Source organism: Agromyces protaetiae, assembly GCF_004135405.1.
Taxonomy (GTDB): domain Bacteria; phylum Actinomycetota; class Actinomycetes; order Actinomycetales; family Microbacteriaceae; genus Agromyces; species Agromyces protaetiae.
Genome location: NZ_CP035491.1, coordinates 2827331 through 2846927 on the forward strand (window position 1 = coordinate 2827331; position 19597 = coordinate 2846927).

17 protein-coding genes and 1 pseudogene are annotated in these 19597 nt (G+C 71.4%); 9 read left to right on the forward strand and 9 right to left on the reverse strand.

The genetic code is table 11. From position 1 onward, the window contains the following. Window positions 1-21: 21 nt before the first annotated feature. Window positions 22-1122 carry a molecular chaperone DnaJ gene (gene dnaJ / locus ET445_RS13165; protein WP_129191683.1) on the reverse strand — a complete coding sequence of 367 codons (1101 nt, stop codon included), beginning with the start codon at window positions 1120-1122 and terminating at the stop codon, window positions 22-24. Between the two features lie 47 nt (window positions 1123-1169). Then, window positions 1170-2192, reverse strand: coding sequence for a heat-inducible transcriptional repressor HrcA (gene hrcA, locus ET445_RS13170; RefSeq protein ID WP_129191684.1), 1023 nt, complete (start codon window positions 2190-2192; stop codon window positions 1170-1172). A gap of 195 nt (window positions 2193-2387) precedes the next feature. Here hrcA and ET445_RS13175 point away from each other — a divergent pair, with 195 nt between their 5' ends. The 6 genes from ET445_RS13175 (at window position 2388) to ET445_RS13200 (ending at window position 6706) form a co-directional block, all read left to right on the forward strand. Beyond that, window positions 2388-2756, forward strand: a complete 369-nt coding sequence (locus ET445_RS13175) for a DUF4870 domain-containing protein (RefSeq protein WP_129191685.1) — start codon at window positions 2388-2390, stop codon at window positions 2754-2756. Window positions 2757-2871: 115 nt separating this feature from the next. Beyond that, a complete protein-coding gene (locus tag ET445_RS13180) occupies window positions 2872-3294 on the forward strand; it encodes a DUF4870 domain-containing protein (protein WP_129191686.1) in 423 nt (140 codons plus the stop codon). Window positions 3295-3412: 118 nt separating this feature from the next. After that, entirely contained in the window at window positions 3413-3805 is a 393-nt protein-coding gene (locus ET445_RS13185) for a PadR family transcriptional regulator (RefSeq protein ID WP_129191687.1), read from the forward strand. Then, entirely contained in the window at window positions 3802-4758 is a 957-nt protein-coding gene (locus ET445_RS13190; RefSeq protein WP_129191688.1) for a permease prefix domain 1-containing protein, read from the forward strand. Before ET445_RS13185 ends, ET445_RS13190 begins: the two co-directional genes overlap by 4 nt. Before the next feature lie 56 nt (window positions 4759-4814). Then, window positions 4815-5882 carry an ABC transporter ATP-binding protein gene (locus ET445_RS13195; protein WP_129191689.1) on the forward strand — a complete coding sequence of 356 codons (1068 nt, stop codon included), beginning with the start codon at window positions 4815-4817 and terminating at the stop codon, window positions 5880-5882. Next, the gene (locus ET445_RS13200; RefSeq protein WP_129191690.1) at window positions 5879-6706 is read left to right on the forward strand and encodes an ABC transporter permease; all 828 of its coding nucleotides are present in this window, start codon (window positions 5879-5881) and stop codon (window positions 6704-6706) included. Before ET445_RS13195 ends, ET445_RS13200 begins: the two co-directional genes overlap by 4 nt. Before the next feature lie 89 nt (window positions 6707-6795). Here ET445_RS13200 and hemW read toward each other — a convergent pair whose 3' ends face one another. The 3 genes and pseudogenes from hemW to lepA form a co-directional block, all read right to left on the reverse strand. Beyond that, entirely contained in the window at window positions 6796-8022 is a 1227-nt protein-coding gene (hemW, locus tag ET445_RS13205) for a radical SAM family heme chaperone HemW (RefSeq protein WP_129191691.1), read from the reverse strand. A 2-nt stretch (window positions 8023-8024) separates the two neighbouring features. Then, complete coding sequence (locus ET445_RS13210) at window positions 8025-8675, reverse strand: DUF1990 family protein (protein ID WP_129191692.1); 651 nt, start codon at window positions 8673-8675, stop codon at window positions 8025-8027. A gap of 10 nt (window positions 8676-8685) precedes the next feature. Beyond that, a pseudogene (gene lepA / locus ET445_RS13215) lies at window positions 8686-10541 on the reverse strand (translation elongation factor 4). A gap of 111 nt (window positions 10542-10652) precedes the next feature. On the opposite strand from lepA, the gene ET445_RS13220 reads away from it, so the two are divergent. Further along, a complete protein-coding gene (locus ET445_RS13220; protein ID WP_129191693.1) occupies window positions 10653-11408 on the forward strand; it encodes an alpha/beta fold hydrolase in 756 nt (251 codons plus the stop codon). Window positions 11409-11574: 166 nt separating this feature from the next. Then, window positions 11575-11835: a 30S ribosomal protein S20 gene (gene rpsT, locus ET445_RS13225; protein WP_129191694.1), complete on the forward strand. Its 261-nt coding sequence runs from the start codon at window positions 11575-11577 to the stop codon at window positions 11833-11835. Between the two features lie 109 nt (window positions 11836-11944). On the opposite strand, the gene holA is transcribed toward rpsT, so the two are convergent. From holA to ET445_RS13245, 4 genes are all read right to left on the reverse strand, one after another. Beyond that, entirely contained in the window at window positions 11945-12928 is a 984-nt protein-coding gene (gene holA / locus ET445_RS13230) for a DNA polymerase III subunit delta (protein WP_243695410.1), read from the reverse strand. Further along, window positions 12841-15429, reverse strand: a complete 2589-nt coding sequence (locus ET445_RS13235) for a ComEC/Rec2 family competence protein (RefSeq protein WP_129191696.1) — start codon at window positions 15427-15429, stop codon at window positions 12841-12843. Before ET445_RS13235 ends, holA begins: the two co-directional genes overlap by 88 nt. Next, a complete protein-coding gene (locus ET445_RS13240; protein ID WP_129191697.1) occupies window positions 15426-16115 on the reverse strand; it encodes a ComEA family DNA-binding protein in 690 nt (229 codons plus the stop codon). Before ET445_RS13240 ends, ET445_RS13235 begins: the two co-directional genes overlap by 4 nt. A gap of 93 nt (window positions 16116-16208) precedes the next feature. Beyond that, window positions 16209-18803 carry a LuxR C-terminal-related transcriptional regulator gene (locus ET445_RS13245; protein WP_129191698.1) on the reverse strand — a complete coding sequence of 865 codons (2595 nt, stop codon included), beginning with the start codon at window positions 18801-18803 and terminating at the stop codon, window positions 16209-16211. A gap of 137 nt (window positions 18804-18940) precedes the next feature. Between ET445_RS13245 and ET445_RS13250 the strand changes: the two genes are divergently transcribed. After that, the gene (locus ET445_RS13250; protein WP_129191699.1) at window positions 18941-19564 is read left to right on the forward strand and encodes a hypothetical protein; all 624 of its coding nucleotides are present in this window, start codon (window positions 18941-18943) and stop codon (window positions 19562-19564) included. Window positions 19565-19597 lie beyond the last annotated feature (33 nt).

The following is a 19597-nucleotide window of genomic DNA, read 5'->3' on the forward strand; positions in this document are numbered from 1 at the left end:
CGAGTCATCCGGATCACCGGGTCATCCGAGGAACTTGTCGCGCAGCCGGGCGAACAGCCCCTGCTGGAAGTGGGTGAGCTCGGGCTTGTGGGGCTTCTGCGACGCCGCGAACTGCTCGATGAGCTGGCGCTCCTTGCCCGAGAGCTTCGTCGGCGTGACGACGTGCACCCCGACCTTGAGGTCGCCGCGGCCGGAGCCGCGCAGGTGCGTGATTCCGCGGTCTTTCACCGTGATGACCTCGCCCGCCTGGACGCCCGCCTTGAGGTCGATCTCGACGTCGCCGTCGAGGGCGGGGATGGTCGCCGTCGTGCCGAGGATCGCGTCGGTCATCGCCACTTCGAGGGTGCAGAGGAGGTCGTCGCCGTTGCGGCTGAAGACGTCGTGGTTCTTGACCTTGATCTCGAGGTAGAGGTCGCCGTTCGGGCCGCCGGCCGGGCCTGCTTCGCCCGAGCCCGGCATCTGCAGGCGCAGCCCCGTGTCGACGCCCGCGGGGATGTCCACGGGCACCGTGCGGCGGGCGCGGACGCGACCCTGCCCCTGGCAGGTGACGCACGGGGTCGCGATGATCGAGCCGTAGCCGCGGCATGTGCCGCACGGGCTCGAGGTCATGACGTTGCCGAGGAGTGAGCGCACGGCGCGCTGGATCTGACCGGTGCCGTGGCACATGTCGCACGTGACGGGCGAGGTGCCCGGCTGGCAGCACGAGCCGTGGCAGGTCTCGCACACGATCGCCGTGTCGACCTCGAGGTCGCGGTGGGTGCCGAAGACGACCTCGTCGAGGCCGACCTCCACGCGGATGAGCGCGTCCTGACCGCGCTCGCGCCGCGAACGCGGCCCGCGCGACTGCTGGCCGGCGCCGAAGAACGTCTCGAAGATGTCGCCGAAGCCGCCGAATCCTCCGGCGCCGCCGAAGCCGCCTTGCCCTCCGAGGTCGTACTGCTGGCGCTGCTTCGGGTCGGAGAGCACGTCGTAGGCGTGTGTGACCTCTTTGAAACGCTCGGATGCCTCGGCGCCCGGGTTGACGTCGGGGTGGAGCTCGCGGGCGAGCCGGCGGTAGGCCTTCTTGATCTCGTCGGGCGTGGCCTCGCGCGAGACGCCGAGGACCTCGTAATGGTCTGCCACGAGGGCGGTTCCTTTCGATCGGGAGTGCGGCGCGGAGGCCGCAGAGTTCAGTGCTCGCCGAGCTGGAGCGACAGGTAGCGCGCGACCGCGCGCACCGCGGCCATGCTCGCGGAGTAGTCCATGCGGGTGGGACCGACGACGCCGAGGCGGGCGACGTCGCGGCCGGGGACCGAGAAGGCGCTCGAGACGATCGAGGCCTCGCCGAGCCCGTACGGCGCGTTCTCGCGGCCGATGCGGACGGCGACGGCGTGCGGGTCGGCCGCCATCTCGCCGAAGAGCCGGAGAACCACGACCTGCTCCTCGATGGCTTCGATGACGCCGAGGATCGAGCCCGAGAAGTCTTGTTCGGTGCGCACGAGGTTGGCCGCGCCCGCGACCACGAGCCGTTCCCCGCGCTGCACGCGCGCCTGCTCCGCGATCGTCGCGGCGATCGTGCGGTAGACGTCGGCGAATCTCGGGTCGGCGTCGACGATCTCGACCGACAGCGCCGCCGCGGCATCCGCCATCGTGAGCCCGCCGGCCGCCTCGTTGAGCCGCACCCGCAGGGTGGCGAGCGTCTCGGAATCGATGTCGGCGCCCAGATCGGCGAGCCGCTGCTCGACCTGTCCGGAGTCGGTGATGAGGATGCAGAGGACCCGATCGGGCGCGAGCTGGACGAGCTCGATGTGCCGCACGCGCGTGCGCGAGAAGCTTGGCACCTGGACGACCGCGAGCTGGTTCGTGAGTTGCGCGATGAGCCGCACGGTGCGGGCGAGGAGTTCGTCGAGATCGTTCGACTCGCCGAGGAAGGTCTCGATGGCCTGGCGCTGCGCTGCGCTCAGCGGTCGTACATCGCTCAGGCGGTCGACGAAGACACGGTAGCCCTTGTCGGTCGGGATGCGACCAGACGAGGTGTGCGGCGCCTGGATGAGCTCTTCCTCTTCGAGGAGGGCCATGTCGTTGCGGATGGTCGCCGCCGACACGCCGAACGCATGCCGATCGACGATCGACTTCGAGCCCACGGGCTCGCGCGAGGCGACGTAGTCCTGCACGATCGCGCGAAGGACCGCGAGTCCGCGTTCCGAGACCATCGACCCCTCGTTTCCGTTCGTTTAGCACTCAGCCCGTTCGAGTGCCAATCCTAACCCGTCATCCTGCGCCGAATTCGTTGCCCGCCCTCCGACTCGCCGCTATCTTGAGCAGCATCCGCGAGTTCCGCGCTTCCCGCACGCGGATGCCGCCACCTCAGCGGCCGATTCACTCGACCCGAAAGGCATCCCACTCCCATGACCGATCCGAACGCACAACCGGCCCAGCCGCCCGCAGCCGCGCCCCTCTCGCCCGAGCAGGACATCCAGTGGGGCTCGTTCGCCCACCTCGGCGGCATCCTCGGGTTCCTGCCGTCGCTCATCATCTGGCTCGTCTTCAAGGACCGCGGCCAGTTCACGAACACCGAGGCGAAGGAAGCGCTCAACTTCCAGATCACGGTGTTCATCGGCTACGCGATCGCACTCGTCCTGTCGTTCTTCTTCATCGGCATCCTGCTCTACTGGGTGCTCTGGATCGCGAGCGTCGTCTTCTCGATCCTCGCCTTCCTCAAGGCGAAGGACGGCCAGCACTACCGCTACCCGTTCGCCATCCGCCTCATCAAGTAGCGCGAGCACGAGACGATGACGCGCCGGTCGGGTCTTCCCGACCGGCGCGTCTCTCTGCAACCATGTGCTCGAGATGACGTTCGCTCATCAGCGAACCCGAACGAGGAGAGTCAGCATGTCCGACGCAACGCCTCCGCCGCCGCCCGCCGGCCCCCCGACGCCGCCGCCGCCCGGCCCTCCGCCGCCTCCGAACCCGTATCAGCAGGCTCAGCCGTTGAGCCCGTCCGACGAGAAGCTCTGGGCGACGCTCATCCACGTCGGCGGCATCCTCTTCGGAATCCTGCCCTCGCTCATCGGCTACCTCGTGCTGAAAGACCGCGGCCCGTTCATCCGCGCGCACACCGCGACGGCGCTGAACTTCCAGATCACGCTGCTCATCGCGTACGTCGTCGGCGGACTGCTCTCGCTCATCATCATCGGCTTCTTCGTGCTGCTCGCGGCATGGGTGCTGTCGATCGTCTTCGGCATCATCGCCGCGATGAAGGCGAACCAGGGCCAGCCGTACACGTACCCGCTGTCCATCAAGTTCGTGAGCTGACGCCTTCGCGAACTGACACCGAGCCCGTTCGACGCCCGCCCCGGCCGCAGCCGGAGGCGGGCGTCGTCGTTCACAGGAACCTTGCACGTCTAGTAGTTGATCAGATACAGTACTAGTCATGACAGACCACATCGCATCCGTCGCCGACGATGCGTTCGCCGCCGATCTCCTGCGCGGCCACACCGACACGATCGTGCTCGGCGTCCTCCGCGCGGGCGACCGCTACGGGTTCGAGATCTACAAGACGATCCGCGACGCCACCGGCGGTCGCTACGAGATCAAAGAGGCCACGCTCTACGCGACCTACCGCCGGCTCCTGAAAGACGGCCTCGCCGAGGCGTACTGGGGCGACGAGAGCCAGGGCGCCCGCCGCAAGTACTACCGACTCACCGACGCCGGTCGCGCCGTCTACTCCCGCAACGTCGCCGCGTGGGTCGCGACGCGGCAGATCATCGACTCCCTCCTCGACCTCCCCGGCCGCAACACCGACACGAAAGGCTCCTCGCGATGACCGCCGAACAGATCCATCGACTCCTCGACGAGGCGTTCGCGGACATCCCGTACACGCCCGAGACGCAAGACCTGAAAGAGGAGATCCGCGCCAACCTCATCGCCCGCGCCGACGAACTCGAGTCACAGGGCGTCCCGTCCGCCGAGGCCGCCCGGCGCGCCGTCGCCGAACTCGGCGACGTGCGCGCGCTCGTCGAGTTCGACGCCGCGTCGGGCGAGGCGCAGCAGCGTTCGAGGGCGGATGCCTCGGGGTCGCCCGCTCAGGCCTCGAGCGTCCTCTTCGCCCGCAACCGGGTCCGCCCGAACGCGACCTTCGTCGTGCGCACCGTGATCGCCTCGATCGTCGCCGTCGGCTCGCTCGCGTCGGCGTCGCTGTCGATCGTCGGCGTGTCGTTGCTGCACGGACTCGGCGCGGCGGGCGCGCCCGCCCTCTGGGGCGCGATCCTCCTCCTCGTGCTCGCCGCGCTCGCGATCGGCTGGATCGTCGGCGACGCGCTCTCGCAGGAGACGACGACGAACCACCCCATGCCGCGGGGGCGCGCGGTCGGGTACGGGGTCGCGTCCGCTCTCGCAGTCCTCGCACTCGGACTCGGCGGCATCATCGCGCTCGGGCTCCTGCCGCTCTGGTCGGTCGCGATCGCGGCAGTGCCGTTCGTCGTCGGCATCGTGTTGTTCGCGTATCTCGGAGCGACGCAGACCAACCGTCACAAAGCGTGGATGGTCGAGCTCCAGCGTTCGCAGAACGCGGTGCCGAACCGCTTCGACGAAGACCCCGCGACGGCCGCGCGGTTCGGCATGTACACGGCGGCGATCTGGGTGACCGCGTTCGTCCTCTTCGTCGTGCTGGGATTCTCGGTCGGCTGGGTGTGGTCGTGGCTCGTCTTCCCGGCGGCGTTCATCGTCATGTTCCTGACGCTCGCGCGCATGCTGTTCGCCCCACCAAGTAGCCGGTGACACCACCGCCGACGCACGCTCCCTTCCGCACCGCTCCGAACCGCCAGGAGATCACCATGATCACTACGCCTCCGGCCATCGAGGCCGAACGGCTCGCGAAGACCTATCGCACGGGTCGCGGGCGCCCGCCCGTCCACGCACTCCGAGGCCTCGACCTCGTCGTGCCCGCCGGACGCGTCTACGGCCTGCTCGGCCCGAACGGCGCGGGCAAGTCGACGACCACGAAGATCCTCACCACCCTGAGCACACCGACCTCGGGCACCGCCCGGGTCGGCGGCCGCGACGTCGTCGCCGACCCCGCGGGCGTGCGCGCCCTCATCGGCTACGTCTCGCAGGGCGCGAGCTGCGACCCGCTCCTCACGGCCGAAGAGAACCTCGTGCTCGCCGCGCGGCTCCGCGGCATGTCGAGCGTCGACTCCCGCGATCGGGCCCGTCGCCTGCTCGCCGAGTTCGGTCTCGACGACGCGGCGTCGCGCCCGGTCGGCAAGTTGTCGGGCGGCATGCGGCGTCGGCTCGACGTCGCCGCGGCGCTCACCCACCGGCCGTCGGTGCTCTTCCTCGACGAGCCGACCACGGGGCTCGACCCCGAGTCGCGCGCGGCGATGTGGGCCGAGATCCGCCGGCTCTCCGCAGAGGACGCGCTCACGGTCGTCCTCACGACGCACTACCTCGAAGAGGCCGACCGGCTCGCCGACGAGCTCATGATCATCGACCGCGGCCGCGAGGTCGTCTCGGGAAGCGCCGCGGCCCTCAAGTCGACGCTCAATGGCGACACCCTGCGCGTCGAGCTCTTCGAGCCCGATGCCGACGCCGTGCGCGCAGCCGTCGAGCCGCTGCGGGGCATCCGCGGGCTCGTCGTCGAGGTGGCCGGTCCGACCGGCGCGCTCGTCGCGAGGGTCGAGGATGCCTCGGCCGCGATCGGGTCGGTGATCCCGGCGCTGACCTCCGCCGGCATCGCCTTCGGAGCGGCATCCGTCTCCGCGCCGACGCTCGACGACGTCTACCTGCACTACGTGGGCCACACCTTCGCCGCGGCGCCCCCGACCGACGATTCCGCCGACCCCGACGCGTCGGGCCCCGAGACATCCGAGCCCGCCTCTCCCTCCGAAGGAGCCGCAGCATGAGCACCGTCATCGCACCGAGCACACCCGTCCGCACCCCGGCCTCCGGCCCTGCCGGCTGGTTCACCCAGACCGGCCAGGTCTTCCGCCGCTGGATCGTCGTCACGGTCCGTCAAGCGTGGGGGCCGGTGATGTCGCTCCTGCAGCCGATCATCTGGATCCTCCTGTTCGGGCAGGTGTTCGCGTCGATCGGGGCGCTGCCCGCCTTCGGCGGCGAGGGCTACCTCGCCTACCTCGTGCCGGGCGTCCTCATGATGACCGTGCTCTATTCGGGCGCGTGGGCCGGCACCGGCTACATCGACGACATGGGCTCGGGCGTCATGGACCAGCTGCTCACGGCGCCGATCTCGCGGTCGGCGATCGTCACGGGGCAGCTCTTGCAACAACTCCTCGTGAACCTCGTGCAGTCGGCGATCGTGCTCGGGATCGGCTTCCTCGGCGGTGCCCGCTACCCGGGCGGCTTCGGCGGCATTCTGCTCGCTCTCCTGGCCGCAACGCTGCTCGCGAGCGCGTTCTGCTCGATGTCGACCGCCGTCGCCTTGCGGACCCGCAACCAGGTCGCCCTCATCGGTCTCTCGCAGATCGTCGTGCTGCCCGCGACGTTCCTCTCGACGACGATGATGCCCGCGAGCCTGCTGCCCGACTGGATCGCCGGCATCGCGACGTGGAACCCGCTCACCTGGGCCGTCGAGGTGGGCCGCGCCGGGCTCGCGGGCGCGGGCGACGCGATGCTCGTGTGGGGCCGGCTCGGACTGCTCGCGGCATTCGCTTCACTCGCGTTCGCCTGGGCGGTCGCGTCGCTACGAAGCTACCGGCGGTCGATCTGACCGGCGGCGGATGTCTCGTGGCGGGCGGTTCTGGCGGGCCCCGGGCCGCCCGCCGGCATCCGCCGGCTCCAGCAGTCAGCCGTCAGCCGTCAGCCTTCGATGAGCTTGCGCACGACCGCGTCGGCGAGGAGCCGCCCTCGGCGCGTGAGCGTGAGCCGCCCGCCGAGGGCGGCCTTCGCGTCGACGAGCCCGTCGGCGATGAGCTCCGCGACGGCGTGCCGCCCGGCGGTGTGGAGCGACGGGATCGCGATACCCTCGCGGATGCGCGACTGCAGAAGCACGCGCTCGGTCTCTCGGGTCGGCTCGTCGAGAGTCTCGCGGCCGACGGCGGGCGAGACTCCCGCAGCAATGCGCTCGGCGTAGGCGGCCGGATGCTTCGCGTTCCACCAGCGCACCCCGCCGACGTGGCTGTGGGCACCCGGACCGACGCCCCACCAGTCGTCGCCGCGCCAGTACCCGAGGTTGTGCCGCGAGCGGTGCTCTTCGCCCCGCGCCCAGTTGCTCACCTCGTACCAGCCGTAGCCTGCGGCCTCGAATGCGTCGTCGGCGAGCTCGTACATGTCGGCCTCGAGGTCGTCGTCGGGGGTCGCGAGCTCGCCGCGGCGGATCTGCCGGGCGAGCTTCGTGCCGTCCTCGACGATGAGCGCGTACGCGCTCACGTGATCGGGGTTCGCGGCGACGACCGCGTCGACGCTGCGCCGCCAATCGCCCAGTGACTCCCCCGGCGTGCCGTAGATGAGGTCGAGGCTCACCTCGAGGCCCGCTCGCCGGGCCCACTCGACGACGAGCGGCACGCGGTCGGGATCGTGCGTGCGGTCGAGCGCCGCGAGCACGTGCGGGACGGCCGACTGCATGCCGATCGACACCCGCGTGAATCCGCCTTCGGCGAGCCGCACGAGGTCGTCGGCGTCGACCGAGTCGGGGTTCGCCTCGGTCGTCACCTCGGCGCCGGGCGCGAGCCCGAACTCGTCGCGGATCGCTCCGAGCATCGCGACGAGGTCGGCGGCCGGAAGCAGCGTCGGCGTGCCGCCGCCGAAGAAGATCGTGGATGCCTCGCGCTCGGGCAGCCCCGAGGCATCCATCACGCGGCGAGACATCCGGATCTCGCCGATCGCCTGATCGGCGTACTCGCTCTGCTTCGCGCCGCGCAACTCGCCTGACGTGTACGTGTTGAAATCGCAGTACCCGCACCGCACGCGGCAGAACGGCACGTGCACGTACACGCCGAAGGCGCGCTCGGCAGCGCCCGACACGACCGACGCGGGCAGCAGCCCGTCGGCGGGAGCCGGGTCGCCCAAGGGCAGCGGACCGCCCACGGTCAGACCGGGAACGCCGGGTGCAGCGCCCGCAGCTCGCGCTGCGTCAATGCCCGGCGGCGATGCCGCACGAGTGGGGCGAGCACGCGCGCGAAACCCTGCGCAGGCTCGAGCACCGACCGGATCGTGAGCCACACCGAATCGTCGTCTCGGTGCTCGAGGATGAACGACTCCTCGCCGTGCTCGGCGCCCTCGCCGGCCGTGCCGTACGCGAACCCGACGCGCTGCGGTTCGTCGACGACGTAGACGACGAGCACGGGCAGCGAACGCTTCCCGAACCGACCGCGCTCGACGAGCGTCGCCGTCATCCCGGCCGCGAGATACGCCTCGCCGTCGGCCGAATAGCGCTGCTCGGTACGCGACGACGGCTGCTCGGCGAGCGGAAGTCCGTCGGCTCCGTAGGAGATGCCCGTGTACTGCGCTCCCGTGCCGGTCGAGACATCCGCGACCTCGAAGCCCGCGCCGCGCTGGACGCCCCACGTCATGAGCGACTCGGCCGCGCGCTCGAAGCGGTCGCGCCCGCTGCCGAGTTTCACCGTGTCTTCGGCGGGGCGGAAGCCCTTCGGCGGGTACCGGAGGAAATCGGCGTCGAGGGTCGCCCCGATCGCCCCGTAGGTCACGGACTGATCGGTGAACGTGCTGCGTCGAGTCATCGGAAGCCCCCTACTTCTTGGCGTCCTTCTTCTCGACGTCGCCGCTCAGCGCCGCGATGAACGCCTCTTGGGGGACCTCGACGCGACCCACCATCTTCATGCGCTTCTTGCCCTCCTTCTGCTTCTCGAGGAGCTTGCGCTTGCGGGTGATGTCACCGCCGTAGCACTTGGCGAGCACGTCTTTGCGCATGGCGCGGATCGACTCGCGCGCGATGATACGCGCGCCGATCGCAGCCTGGATCGGCACCTCGAACTGCTGCCGAGGGATGAGCTCGCGAAGCCGGCCCGTCATGAGCACGCCGTACGCGTACGCCTTGTCGCGGTGCACGATCGCGCTGAACGCGTCGACCTGCTCGCCCTGGAGCAGGATGTCGACCTTGACGAGGTCGGCCGCCTGGTCGCCCGTCGGCTCGTAGTCGAGCGACGCATAGCCCGCCGTCTTCGACTTCAACTGGTCGAAGAAGTCGAACACGATCTCGCCGAGCGGCATGTTGTAGCGGATCTCCACTCGGTCTTCGCCGAGGTACTCCATGCCGAGGAGCGTGCCGCGACGCGACTGGCAGAGCTCCATGATCGTGCCGACGTAGTCTTTCGGCGCGAGGATCGCGGCGCGCACCATCGGCTCGCGCACCTCGGCGATCTTCGCGCCCGTCGGGAACTCGCTCGGGTTCGTGACCGTGACGGTCTTCTTGTCTTCGGTCGTGACCTCGTAGACCACCGACGGCGCCGTGTTGATGATGTCGAGCCCGAACTCGCGGCGCAGCCGCTCGGTCACGATCTCGAGGTGGAGGAGCCCGAGGAAGCCGGCACGGAACCCGAAGCCGAGCGCGACGGACGTCTCGGGCTCGTACACGAGTGCCGCGTCGGAGAGCTTGAGCTTGTCGAGCGCCTCGCGGAGTTCGGGGTAGTCGCTGCCGTCGATCGGGTAAAGGCCGGAGAACACCATCGGCAGCGGCTCGGTGTACCCGAGAGCGCGTCGGTCGCGGGCTTCGCCGCCGTCGTGACCGTGTCGCCCACCTTCGACTGGCGCACGTCTTTCACGCCCGTGATGAGGTAGCCGACCTCGCCGACGCCGAGTCCCTTCGTGGGCGTCGGCTCGGGCGAGCTCACGCCGATCTCGAGGATCTCGTGCGTCGCCTTCGTCGACATCATCTGGATGCGCTCGCGCGGGTTCAGCTGGCCGTCGACCATGCGCACGTACGTGACGACGCCGCGATAGCTGTCGTAGACCGAGTCGAAGATCATGGCGCGCGCCGGGGCGTTCGCGTCGCCGACGGGAGCCGGGATGCGTTCGACGACGCGGTCGAGGAGGTCTTCGACGCCCACACCCGTCTTGCCCGAGACCTTCAGCACGTCGTCGGGCGAGCCGCCGATGAGGTCGGCGAGCTCACGCGCGTACTTCTCGGGCTCGGCCGCCGGAAGGTCGATCTTGTTCAGCACGGGGATGATCTCGAGATCGTTCTCGAGCGCAAGATAGAGGTTCGCGAGGGTCTGCGCCTCGATGCCCTGCGCCGCGTCGACGAGCAGGATCGCACCCTCGCATGCCGCGAGCGACCGGGAGACCTCGTAGCTGAAGTCGACGTGGCCCGGCGTGTCGATCATGTTGAGCGCGAACGACTGCGCTCCCGCCTGCCACGGCATGCGCACGGCCTGGCTCTTGATCGTGATGCCGCGCTCGCGCTCGATGTCCATGCGGTCGAGGTACTGCGCGCGCATGTCGCGGTCGCTCACGATGCCCGTGATCTGGAGCATGCGGTCGGCGAGGGTCGACTTGCCGTGGTCGATGTGCGCGATGATGCAGAAGTTGCGGATCAGCGCGGGATCGGTGGCGGCAGGTACCGGCGGGTGAGCGGCTCTCGGAGACATCCCGACGATTCTCCCATGCTCAGCCGTGCCCGGGATGCGCCCTCCCATCTGGGGATGCCTGTCGCGTTTCCCGCGGGTTAGCATGTGCTGCATCCGACGAGGGGGTGATGGATGTCTCGAGCGAGAGTCGTGCTCGTGCACGGCATCAGAACCTCGGCGACGATGTGGCGCAATCAGTTGCTGCCGCTCGCCGCGCACGACATCGACGCGCGCCCGATCGATCTGCCCGCGCACGGGTCCCGCATGGGCGAGCCGTTCTCGCTCGAGACCGCGTTCGAGGCCGTCGACGCCGCGCTCGCGCCCGATGGCGTCGACGATGGGGTCCCACGCGTGCTCGTCGGACTGAGCCTCGGCGGCTACTTGTCGATCGCGTATGCGGCCGACCACCCCGAGCGCATCGACGGCCTCGTCGCCGCGTCGTGCGGAACGCGCCCCCGAGGACCCGCCCTCGGCGGCTACCAGCGGCTCGCGGCGGCCATCAAACGCCTGCCCGATCGCGGACGCGCCCTGAACGACGGCATGGCTCGTCTCTTCCTCTCCCCCGAGGCCGTCGCCGACGTCGTCGCGGGCGGCGTCGCCCTCGACGTCATGTCCGACGCGATCGGTGCCGTCGCGACGGTCGACGAAGAGGCCGCGGTCGGACGCATCGACTGCCCGATCTGGTTCGTCAACGGCCGGTTCGACCACTTCCGCCTCGAAGAGCGGCGGATGCTCCGGGCCGCCCGCGACGGTCGGCTCATCGTGGTTCCGGGCGCATCCCACCTTGTGAGCCTGTCGCGGCCCGAAGCATTCACGGCGGCGATCCTCGGGGCGGTCGCCGAAGTCGAGCGACGGCGGCGCCTCGTGCCGCGCGCATCCGCCGCCTGAGAAGCACCTGACTCGCTCGGGGCGCGCTTTGGCCGCTCTTCCGGAAGCTGGTAGAGTTGCTTGTTGGCTTCCGTGTGGGTCCCACCCCGCACGATTCGCCGAAGCGAGTCCCTCTACCTCGCGACGGCACGTCAGGTACCCACACACACGAAAGAATCGATTCAACGTGGCAAACATCAAGTCGCAGATCAAGCGCATCCGCACCAACCGCAAGGCCGAAGAACGCAACAAGGCCGTCAAGAGCGAGCTGAAGACCGTCGTGCGCGCCGCGCGCGAGGCCATCGCCGCCGGAGACAAGGAGAAGGCGACCGCCGCCGTCCGCGTCGCGTCGCGCAAGCTCGACAAGGCCGTCTCGAAGGGCGTCATCCACCAGAACCAGGCCGCGAACCGCAAGTCGGCGATCGCGAAGCAGGCTGCCGCGCTCTGATCCCAGAGACTCCGCTCTCAGGAGCGTCCGCACGAGGGCCCCGCACCGGAAGGTGCGGGGCCCTCGTCGCATACGTGGCCCTTGTCGGTTCGGGCCGATTCCGTACCGGTCAGCGCGCCCGACCGCGATCGGCGATGAGGGCGACGAGCCGTTCGAGCGCGAACACGGGGTCGCGCTCCGCGCCCTTCACCGCGGCGTCGGTCGCCGCGAGCGCCTCGACGACGCGCGCGAGCCCCTCGTCGTCCCAGCCGACGAGGTCGCGTCGGGCTCGATCGATCTGCCACGGCGCGAGCCCGAGTTGACCGGCGAGTTGGCCCGACGAGCCGCGGGTGCCGAAGACCTTCGCCATGCTGCGGATCTTCATCGCGAACGCACCGACGATCGGCACGGGGTCGGCGCCCGACTCGAGCGCCTGTCGGAGCGCGACGAGCGCGTCGCCGCGACGGCCCGCGATCGCCTGGTCGGCGACGACGAACGCCGTCGTCTCGACGCGGCCGCCGTAGTACTTCGCGACGGTCGGCTCGTCGATGTCGCCGGGAGCGTCGGCGATGAGCTGTCGGCAGGCGGCGGCGAGTTCACCCAGGTCGTCGGAGAACGCGCCGACGAGTGCGCGGAGCGCGGAGGGGGCGATTCGGCGGCCTGCCGCTCGGAACTCGGTCGCCGCGAAGTCTTGCTTGGCGCTGTCGTTCTTGAGTTCGGCGCACACGATCTCGATGGCGTCGCCGCCGCCCGCGCGGATCGCGTCGAGGAGCTTCTTGCCGCGCATGCCGCCGCGGTGGCGAAGCACGACGGTCGTCTGCTCGGCGGTCGACTCGAGGTAGTCGAGGGCGTCGAGAAGGAAGTCGTCGCTCGCCTTCTCGACGGCGGTCACGCGGATGAATCGGGGTTCGCCGAACAGCGAGGGACTCGCGAGCGTGAGCAGTTCGCCCCGACGGTAGCCGTCGGCTTCGAGATCGCTCACCTCGAGTGCGGGGTCTTCGGAGCGCAGGAAGTCGCGCAGCATCGTCACGGCACGGTCGGCGAGGACGTCTTCGGGGCCCGACACGAGCACGACGGGCGCTGGACGCACCTCGTTCCACGAGAGCTGCGGGATGGCCGCCTTGCCTTTCGCCGCCGTCGCTCCGCGTGCTGCCGCCACCCTGTCTCCGTTCGTCCGCCGCCGGCGTCAAGTCTACGGGCGGCCGCCGACGCGGACCCGAGGGACGCTTCTCCTCCCGCAGCGACGCCGGACGCGTCGCCGCGTTCGGTCCACAGCCGCCATACGCCCTCGTCGCGGGTCAGCAGCGCCGTGCCGTCGAGATCGCTGCGGATCGCCGTCGTGCCGGCCGCCGCGAGCATCCCGAGTGCTTTCGACGTCGGGTGCCCGTAGCCGTTGTCGGCGCCGACTCCCACGAGGCCGACGTCGGCGGCGAGCCGTGCGTAGAGGTCGGGGTACTGATCGGCGGAGCCGTGGTGGGCGACCTTCACGAGATCCACCCGGCCCGGCCGCTCGCGCGCGAGCATGCTCCGTTGGGCGTCTTCGCCGAGGTCGCCGAGGAAGAGTCCCGTCCACTCCCCCGCGTGCACCTCGAGGACGACGCTCGCGGGGTTCCCCGGCTCGGCGCCGGGCTCCGGCCAGAGCACACGCCATGCGGCATCCCCGAGCGTTCCGTGCGCACCCGTCGCGACTTCGTGCACGACGGCTCCCGACTCGACCAGCCTGTCGAGCGGCCTGCTCGACCGCCCGCCGTCGAGCGGTCCGTGGAGCACCGTGCCCACCATCCCTGCGACCGCGGCGACGCCGCCGACGTGGTCGGCGTCCCAGTGGGTGAGGACGAGCAGGTCGATCCGATCGATCCCGAGGAGGCCGAGGCACCGGGCGAGCGCCGCCGGATCGGGCCCGGTATCGATGAGCGCCACGGCGTCGGCATCGCGCACGAGCACGGCGTCGCCCTGCCCGATGTCGCACTGGGCGACATCCCAGTCATCGGGCATCGCCGCGCGCACGAGCGCGGGCGCGCCGACGGACGCACCGAGTGGTCCTGCGATGGCGACGATGAGCATGATGCTCGCCGCGAGCACGCCGACGAACGGTCGGCGGCGTGCGAACAGGAGCCACACGCCCGTGCCCGTCACCGCCGCGAGGAGCAGTGCGCCGATCGCTCCCGGCACCCACCCCGCCGTCGCGCCGGGGAGTCCCGCGGTGCCGTGCGCGACGAGCGCGATCCACGAGGCCGGCAGCCACGCGATCTGCAGGGCGGCGAACCCGACCGACGGCAGCACGGGCAGGACGAGGCATCCGACGAGGCCGACCATCGTACCGACGGGAGCTGCGGGCGCCGCCAGCAGATTCGCGACGACGCCGTACACGGCGACGCCGGGGTTCAGCATGATGAGCACGGGCTGACACGCGAGTTGGGCTGCGATCGGCACCGCGAGCACGAGCGCGAGCGATCCCGGCATGAACCGCGCGAGCTTCGCGCCGAGCGGACCGGCGAGGAGCAGGAGCCCCGCCGTCGCGCACACCGAGAGCGCGAACCCGTAGTCGCGTGCGAGCCACGGATCGCCGACGAGCAGCGCGATGATCGCGATCGAGAGCGCCGCGATCCCACCGCCCTGCCGCCCCGACGCCGTCGCGACGAGCACGACTACCCCCATCGCCGCCGCGCGCACGACGCTCGCCTCGGGTGTCACGAGCACGACGAAGGCTGCGAGGGCGAGGAGTGCGATCGCGACGCGCGCGAACCGCGGGAGGCCGCAGGCGGCCGCGAGCGCGAAGGCGAGCGCCGTCACGATCGCGCAGTTCGCCCCCGACACAGCCGTCAGGTGGCTGAGCGAGGAGGCTTTCATGGATGCGTCGAGCTCGGCGCCGACCGCACTCGTGTCGCCGATCGCCAGGCCCGGGACGAGTGCTCCGCCGTCGCCGCCGAGGCGTTCTGCGGCATCCGCGAACCCTGCGCGCAAGGTCGCAGCCCACGCGAGCCACGGCGGCGGCGGCGAAACCGCAAGCGGATCGACCGGTCGCAGTCGGAACGCGGCGGAATCGGCCGACGCGCCCGCGCCCACGCTCGCCCGAAACGCCGCGTGCGCCCCGAACGCCAGCCCCTCGGATGCCTCGGCCGTCACTTGCACCGGCACACTCCCGCCGTCTCTCCCATCGATCGAGACCACGAGAGCCTCGAACCGCACGCGCGATTCGCCCGCGAGCCACGGCATCGACGGACTCACGGCGACCTTGCGCGGAGCGCTCGTGAGTTTGACGACGACGGCGACCGTGCGGTGCTCGGCCGCCGCCGACGCGAGTGTGGATGCTCCACGACGATCGAGTCCGACCGCGGTCGAGTGCGCGACCGAGGCGCCCGCCGCCGACGCGACGAGCAGTGTCGCGGCGACGGCTGCGACCACTGCGACCCGTGCCGCCGGTCCTCGCCGTCGGGCGACGAGGACCGCCCGTACGACGACCGCGCACATCACCGCCGCGGCCGCCCACAGCGCGACCGCCGGCACCCACGCGCCGATTCCCGCGTCGGGTGCGCCGACCGCGAGCCATCCGGCCGCCCATGCGACCGCCGCCGGAAGCAGCAGCCGGAGATCGCGCCCTCGCGCGGTGCTCACAGCGCCACCAGATCGACAAGGCCCGCGAAGGTCGCGTCGCCGATGCCCGCGACCTCGCGGAGCTGGTCGACGCTCGTGAATCCGCCGTTCGCCTCCCGCCAGTCGAGGATGCGCTGCGCCAACGCGGGCCCGATGCGCGGGAGCGTGTCGAGCGCCGCGACGTCGGCCGTGTTGAGGTGCACGAGTCCGTCCGCCGCACCCGCGCCACCACCCCTGCCCGCCGCACCCGCGGCCTGCGGCGGCGGCAGCTCGCCGACGCGAGGCACGACGAGTTGCTCGCCGTCGGCGACGGGCCGTGCGAGGTTCACGCCGGCCGGGTCGGCGTCGGCCGAGAACCCTCCCGCCGCGGCGACCGCGTCGACGACGCGTGCACCCTCGCCGAGCTCGACGAGTCCGGGCTCCGCAACGGCTCCGAGCACGTGCACGAGGACGGGGTTCGAGAGCGCGACCCCCACCTCGGCGGCTCGACCTTGCGGGGCGTCCGCGGCGCCGCCCCCGTCGGCGAGCGGCGCCGCTCCGCCGATCGCCCCGCGATCGCCCGCGACCGACGCCGACAGCACCGCCGACACGGCCACCGCGACGACGAAGCAGACGATCGCCGCTCCGACCGCGATCCGCACCCGCGCAGGCGCGCGCTTCGCGGACGGATCGAGCGAAGCGAGCGGGTCGGGAGCGTCGGCGGGCATGCCCGCACGCTACGAGGGCGCGAGACATCCGCTCGTTGCGAGTCGCACCTTGTGGAAGGCGCGCCGGCGACGCCGACTCGGGAGGAGCGGTCGTCAGTCGGAGACGCCGAGCGCCTCCGCGAGGTCCCGCCGCGAAGAGATGCCGAGCTTCGTGTACACGCGGCCGAGGTGCGTGTCGACCGTGCGCACCGAGAGGTAGAGCTCGCTCGCGATCTCCGAACTCGTGCGCACGATCGCCCGCTCGGCGATGTCCTGCTCGCGCGGCGTGAGCACCGGCCGCGCGGACGCCCGCGCGAGGAGCGGCGTCGCAGGCGAACCGGCTGCTTCCGCCAGCAGGGACGCGCGATGCTGCGCAGCAGCTCGGGCCCGGCCGCTCTGTTCGCCGGCGGCGACCGCCAAGGCCTCCGCAGCGAACAGCGGCATGCCGAGCCGTTCGAAGGCGTCGGCGGCGCGATGCAGGAGACCGGCGTCGTTCTCGTCGACGCCGCGCGCGAGAAGCCGGCGTGCGACGAGCAACGGCCCGGCGCCGGGAAGCTCCGCGAGGACGGACGAGACGCCCCGCTCCCCCATCCGGACGCGCTCGTGTGCGATGAACGCGACGCTCATGAGCGCGCCGTCACCGGCCGCCGCGGCGTGCGCTTCGGCCATGATCCGCGCCGCCCGAGCGAGCCTGCCCGAAGCGCGCGCCCGCCACGCATCGCCGATGAGCGTCTGGTGCCAGAGGAACCCCGTGGCGGCCGGGGCGGGCTCGGCCCCTCCGTCTGCTCGCGGCTCGATCAGCCCGCGAGAACCCGTCGCGATGTCGAGGTACGCGTCGGCGAGCCGACGGCACGCGGGCATCCCGCCCGACTCGGCGAGAGCGCGCGCGCGGCGCGCCCACTCGGCGGCATCGTCGAGCCGCCCCGCGAAGAGCGCCGCACCCGATTGCATGAACGCCGCCCAGGCCTTCGCCTGCACCAGGCCGAGGTCGTCGGCGGTCCGGTACGCCCCCTCGCCGACGACCCGGGCGCGCTCAGGGTCGAGGTCGCGCAGGGCGTGGGCTCGCGCATTCTCGACATCGGCCCGCCAGCTCGGGACCTGCTCGTCGAGCAGCTCCGCTCGCGCGGTGAACACGTCGACGTCGAGCGCCGCGAGGGCTTCCTCGGCACGCCCGAGCTGGATCAGCGCCTGCGCCCGCGCGGTCGCCATCCGCGCCTCGAGGTGCGGCGCGAACCTCGTCGCCGCCGCGATCCGACCGATGAGATCGGTGCCGTGGCCACCCGCCGAACCGCCCTCGAGCACCGCGAGCGCCGAGGCGGGCCGCCCCTCGTAGACGAGCCGGTCGGACTCGAGCACCGCGAACAGTTCGCCCACGACGGGCGTCCATCGCGGGTAGCGCTTCACTTGCGCGGCGAGCATCTCAGCCGACGCCGACGGGTCGTGGCAGCCCCACGTGAGGACGACGTGCAGGAGCGCTGTGAGCAGCAGCGCGCGCGGCCCGGGCGCAGTGCGGCCGAGCGCCTGCTCGAGCAGGTCGCGGGCTTCAGCGCCTCGCCCGAGCTGCATCTGCGCGTCGGCGGCGAAGCCCAGGGCTTCGATCCGGATGTCCCCCCGCGCCGTCTGCAGCGCTGCGAGCGCGAGCACGAGCGCGGTGCGCGTGTCGGCGCCCGCCATCGCGAGGCGCGCGGCGCGGACGAGCGCGCCGGCAGGGACGTCCTCGTCGATCTGGATCGCGAGGAGCGCGAGTCGCACCTGGTCGGGGAACTTCGACGAACGTTCCGCTGCGAAGTGCTCGCGGAGCAGTTCGCGGCGTCTGAGCGGGTCGGTGCGGCTCGTGACCGCCTCCGCGAACAGCGGATGCGCGAGCGCGATGCGTTCGCCGTGGATCGTCGCGACACCTGCCTGCAAGAGCTCGCGCGAGCCGACGGCGCGCCCGCTCGATTCGACCCGGTCGAGCCTCGTCTCCCCCATCGCCGCGAGGAACTCGGCAGCATCGCATGCAGCCGGACCGAGCCCGTCGAGACGAGCGAGGAGCGCGGCCCGCAGCGACGCCGGCGCCCCGAGCGGCCCGTCGACGACCCAGAGCCCGCCGCGCCGCGCGATCGCCCCCGTTTCGCGTGCCGAGAGCAGGAGCTGCGTCGCGTACAGCGGGTTCCCACCGGTTCGGCGCCAGACCTCGTCCACGAGGTCGCCGTGCACCTCGTCGTCGAGGACGCCCGTCACCAGTTCGGAGACCTGCCTCGCTACGAGCGGTCCCACGACCACGATCCGCGCCGCCGACCGGTCGACGAAGTCACGGATCCGGTCGGGCGGAAGCCCGTTCTCGCTTCGCATCGTCGCGAGGGTCAGCCGTCCGGGCTCGCGTGCGAGCCGCTCGAGCATCGCGACCGACAGCGGATCGCACTGGTCGAGGTCGTCGACGCAGAGGATCGGCGCGACATTCCGCACGAGGCCGGCGAGCATCGTCGCGATATCGGCGGACGGAGCGACGAGATGCGCGAGGGCGCCGCCCGGGACATCCGACAGCGCAGCCGTGCCCCAGACGCGATCGACGCGGTCGCCGCGGCGCTCGACCGCGGCCGCGAGCGTCTCGAGCACGAACGACTTGCCGATTCCCGCGGGGCCCGCGAGCAGGATGACCCGGGCTCCGCCGCCGATCGCAGCGTCGACGGCGGCCATGAGGTCGTCGCGTCGCACCGCTCGAAACATTCGCCCATTCTCGCAACGGCGCAAGCTGCGGCGCCACGCCCTGTGCATCGAAATGTACGTAAGGTCTACGGATGTCCCCAGGTCACCGCTGCCCACAATCTGGGGTGATGCAGCCGTCCGTCGACCAGGAGTACGCCATGTCCGTGCCACGCCGCCTCGCCCTCCTCCCCCTCGCCGCCGCGATGCTCGCGCTCGCCGGGTGCGCCGGGGGCGCCGCCGAAGGAAGCGATGCGGGGCCCGGAGCGGTCGGAGATGCGACCGCTGCCGCCGAGGGCGACGGCACGACCGCGAACGACGACGCGAAGGCCGACACCGCCGGCAGGACACTCGTCGACTTCGACGCCTCCGCGGTCTGCGACGCGCTCGCCGGCCTCGACCTCGCCACCCTCCTGGTCGGCGCGCCCGGCGCCCCCGTTCCCGACGAGTCGATCCCCTCGCTTCCGACCTGCTCGATCGATCTCGCCGACGGCATCGAGGCCGGTATCACCGGTCAGGTCTACACGGGAGGCGACGAGGCCGACTTCCGCGACCTCCAGCACATCGACGACGACGGATCCGAGGTCGCCCTCTCGGTCGGCGCGGGCGGCACCTACCGCGAGTACGTCGTCGCCGACGACCTCGTGCTGTGGGTCGCCGAGACATGGGTCGGTGGGATCGGCGCGACGCTCAGCGGTCAGCTGCACGACCCGTCGGCCGTCGATCCCGAAACGGCCGCGGCGGCCATGGGGCGGTTCCTCGACGGGCTCGGCGTCGCGCACTGACTCGCGCTGAGGCGTTCGGCGTCGAAATCGACG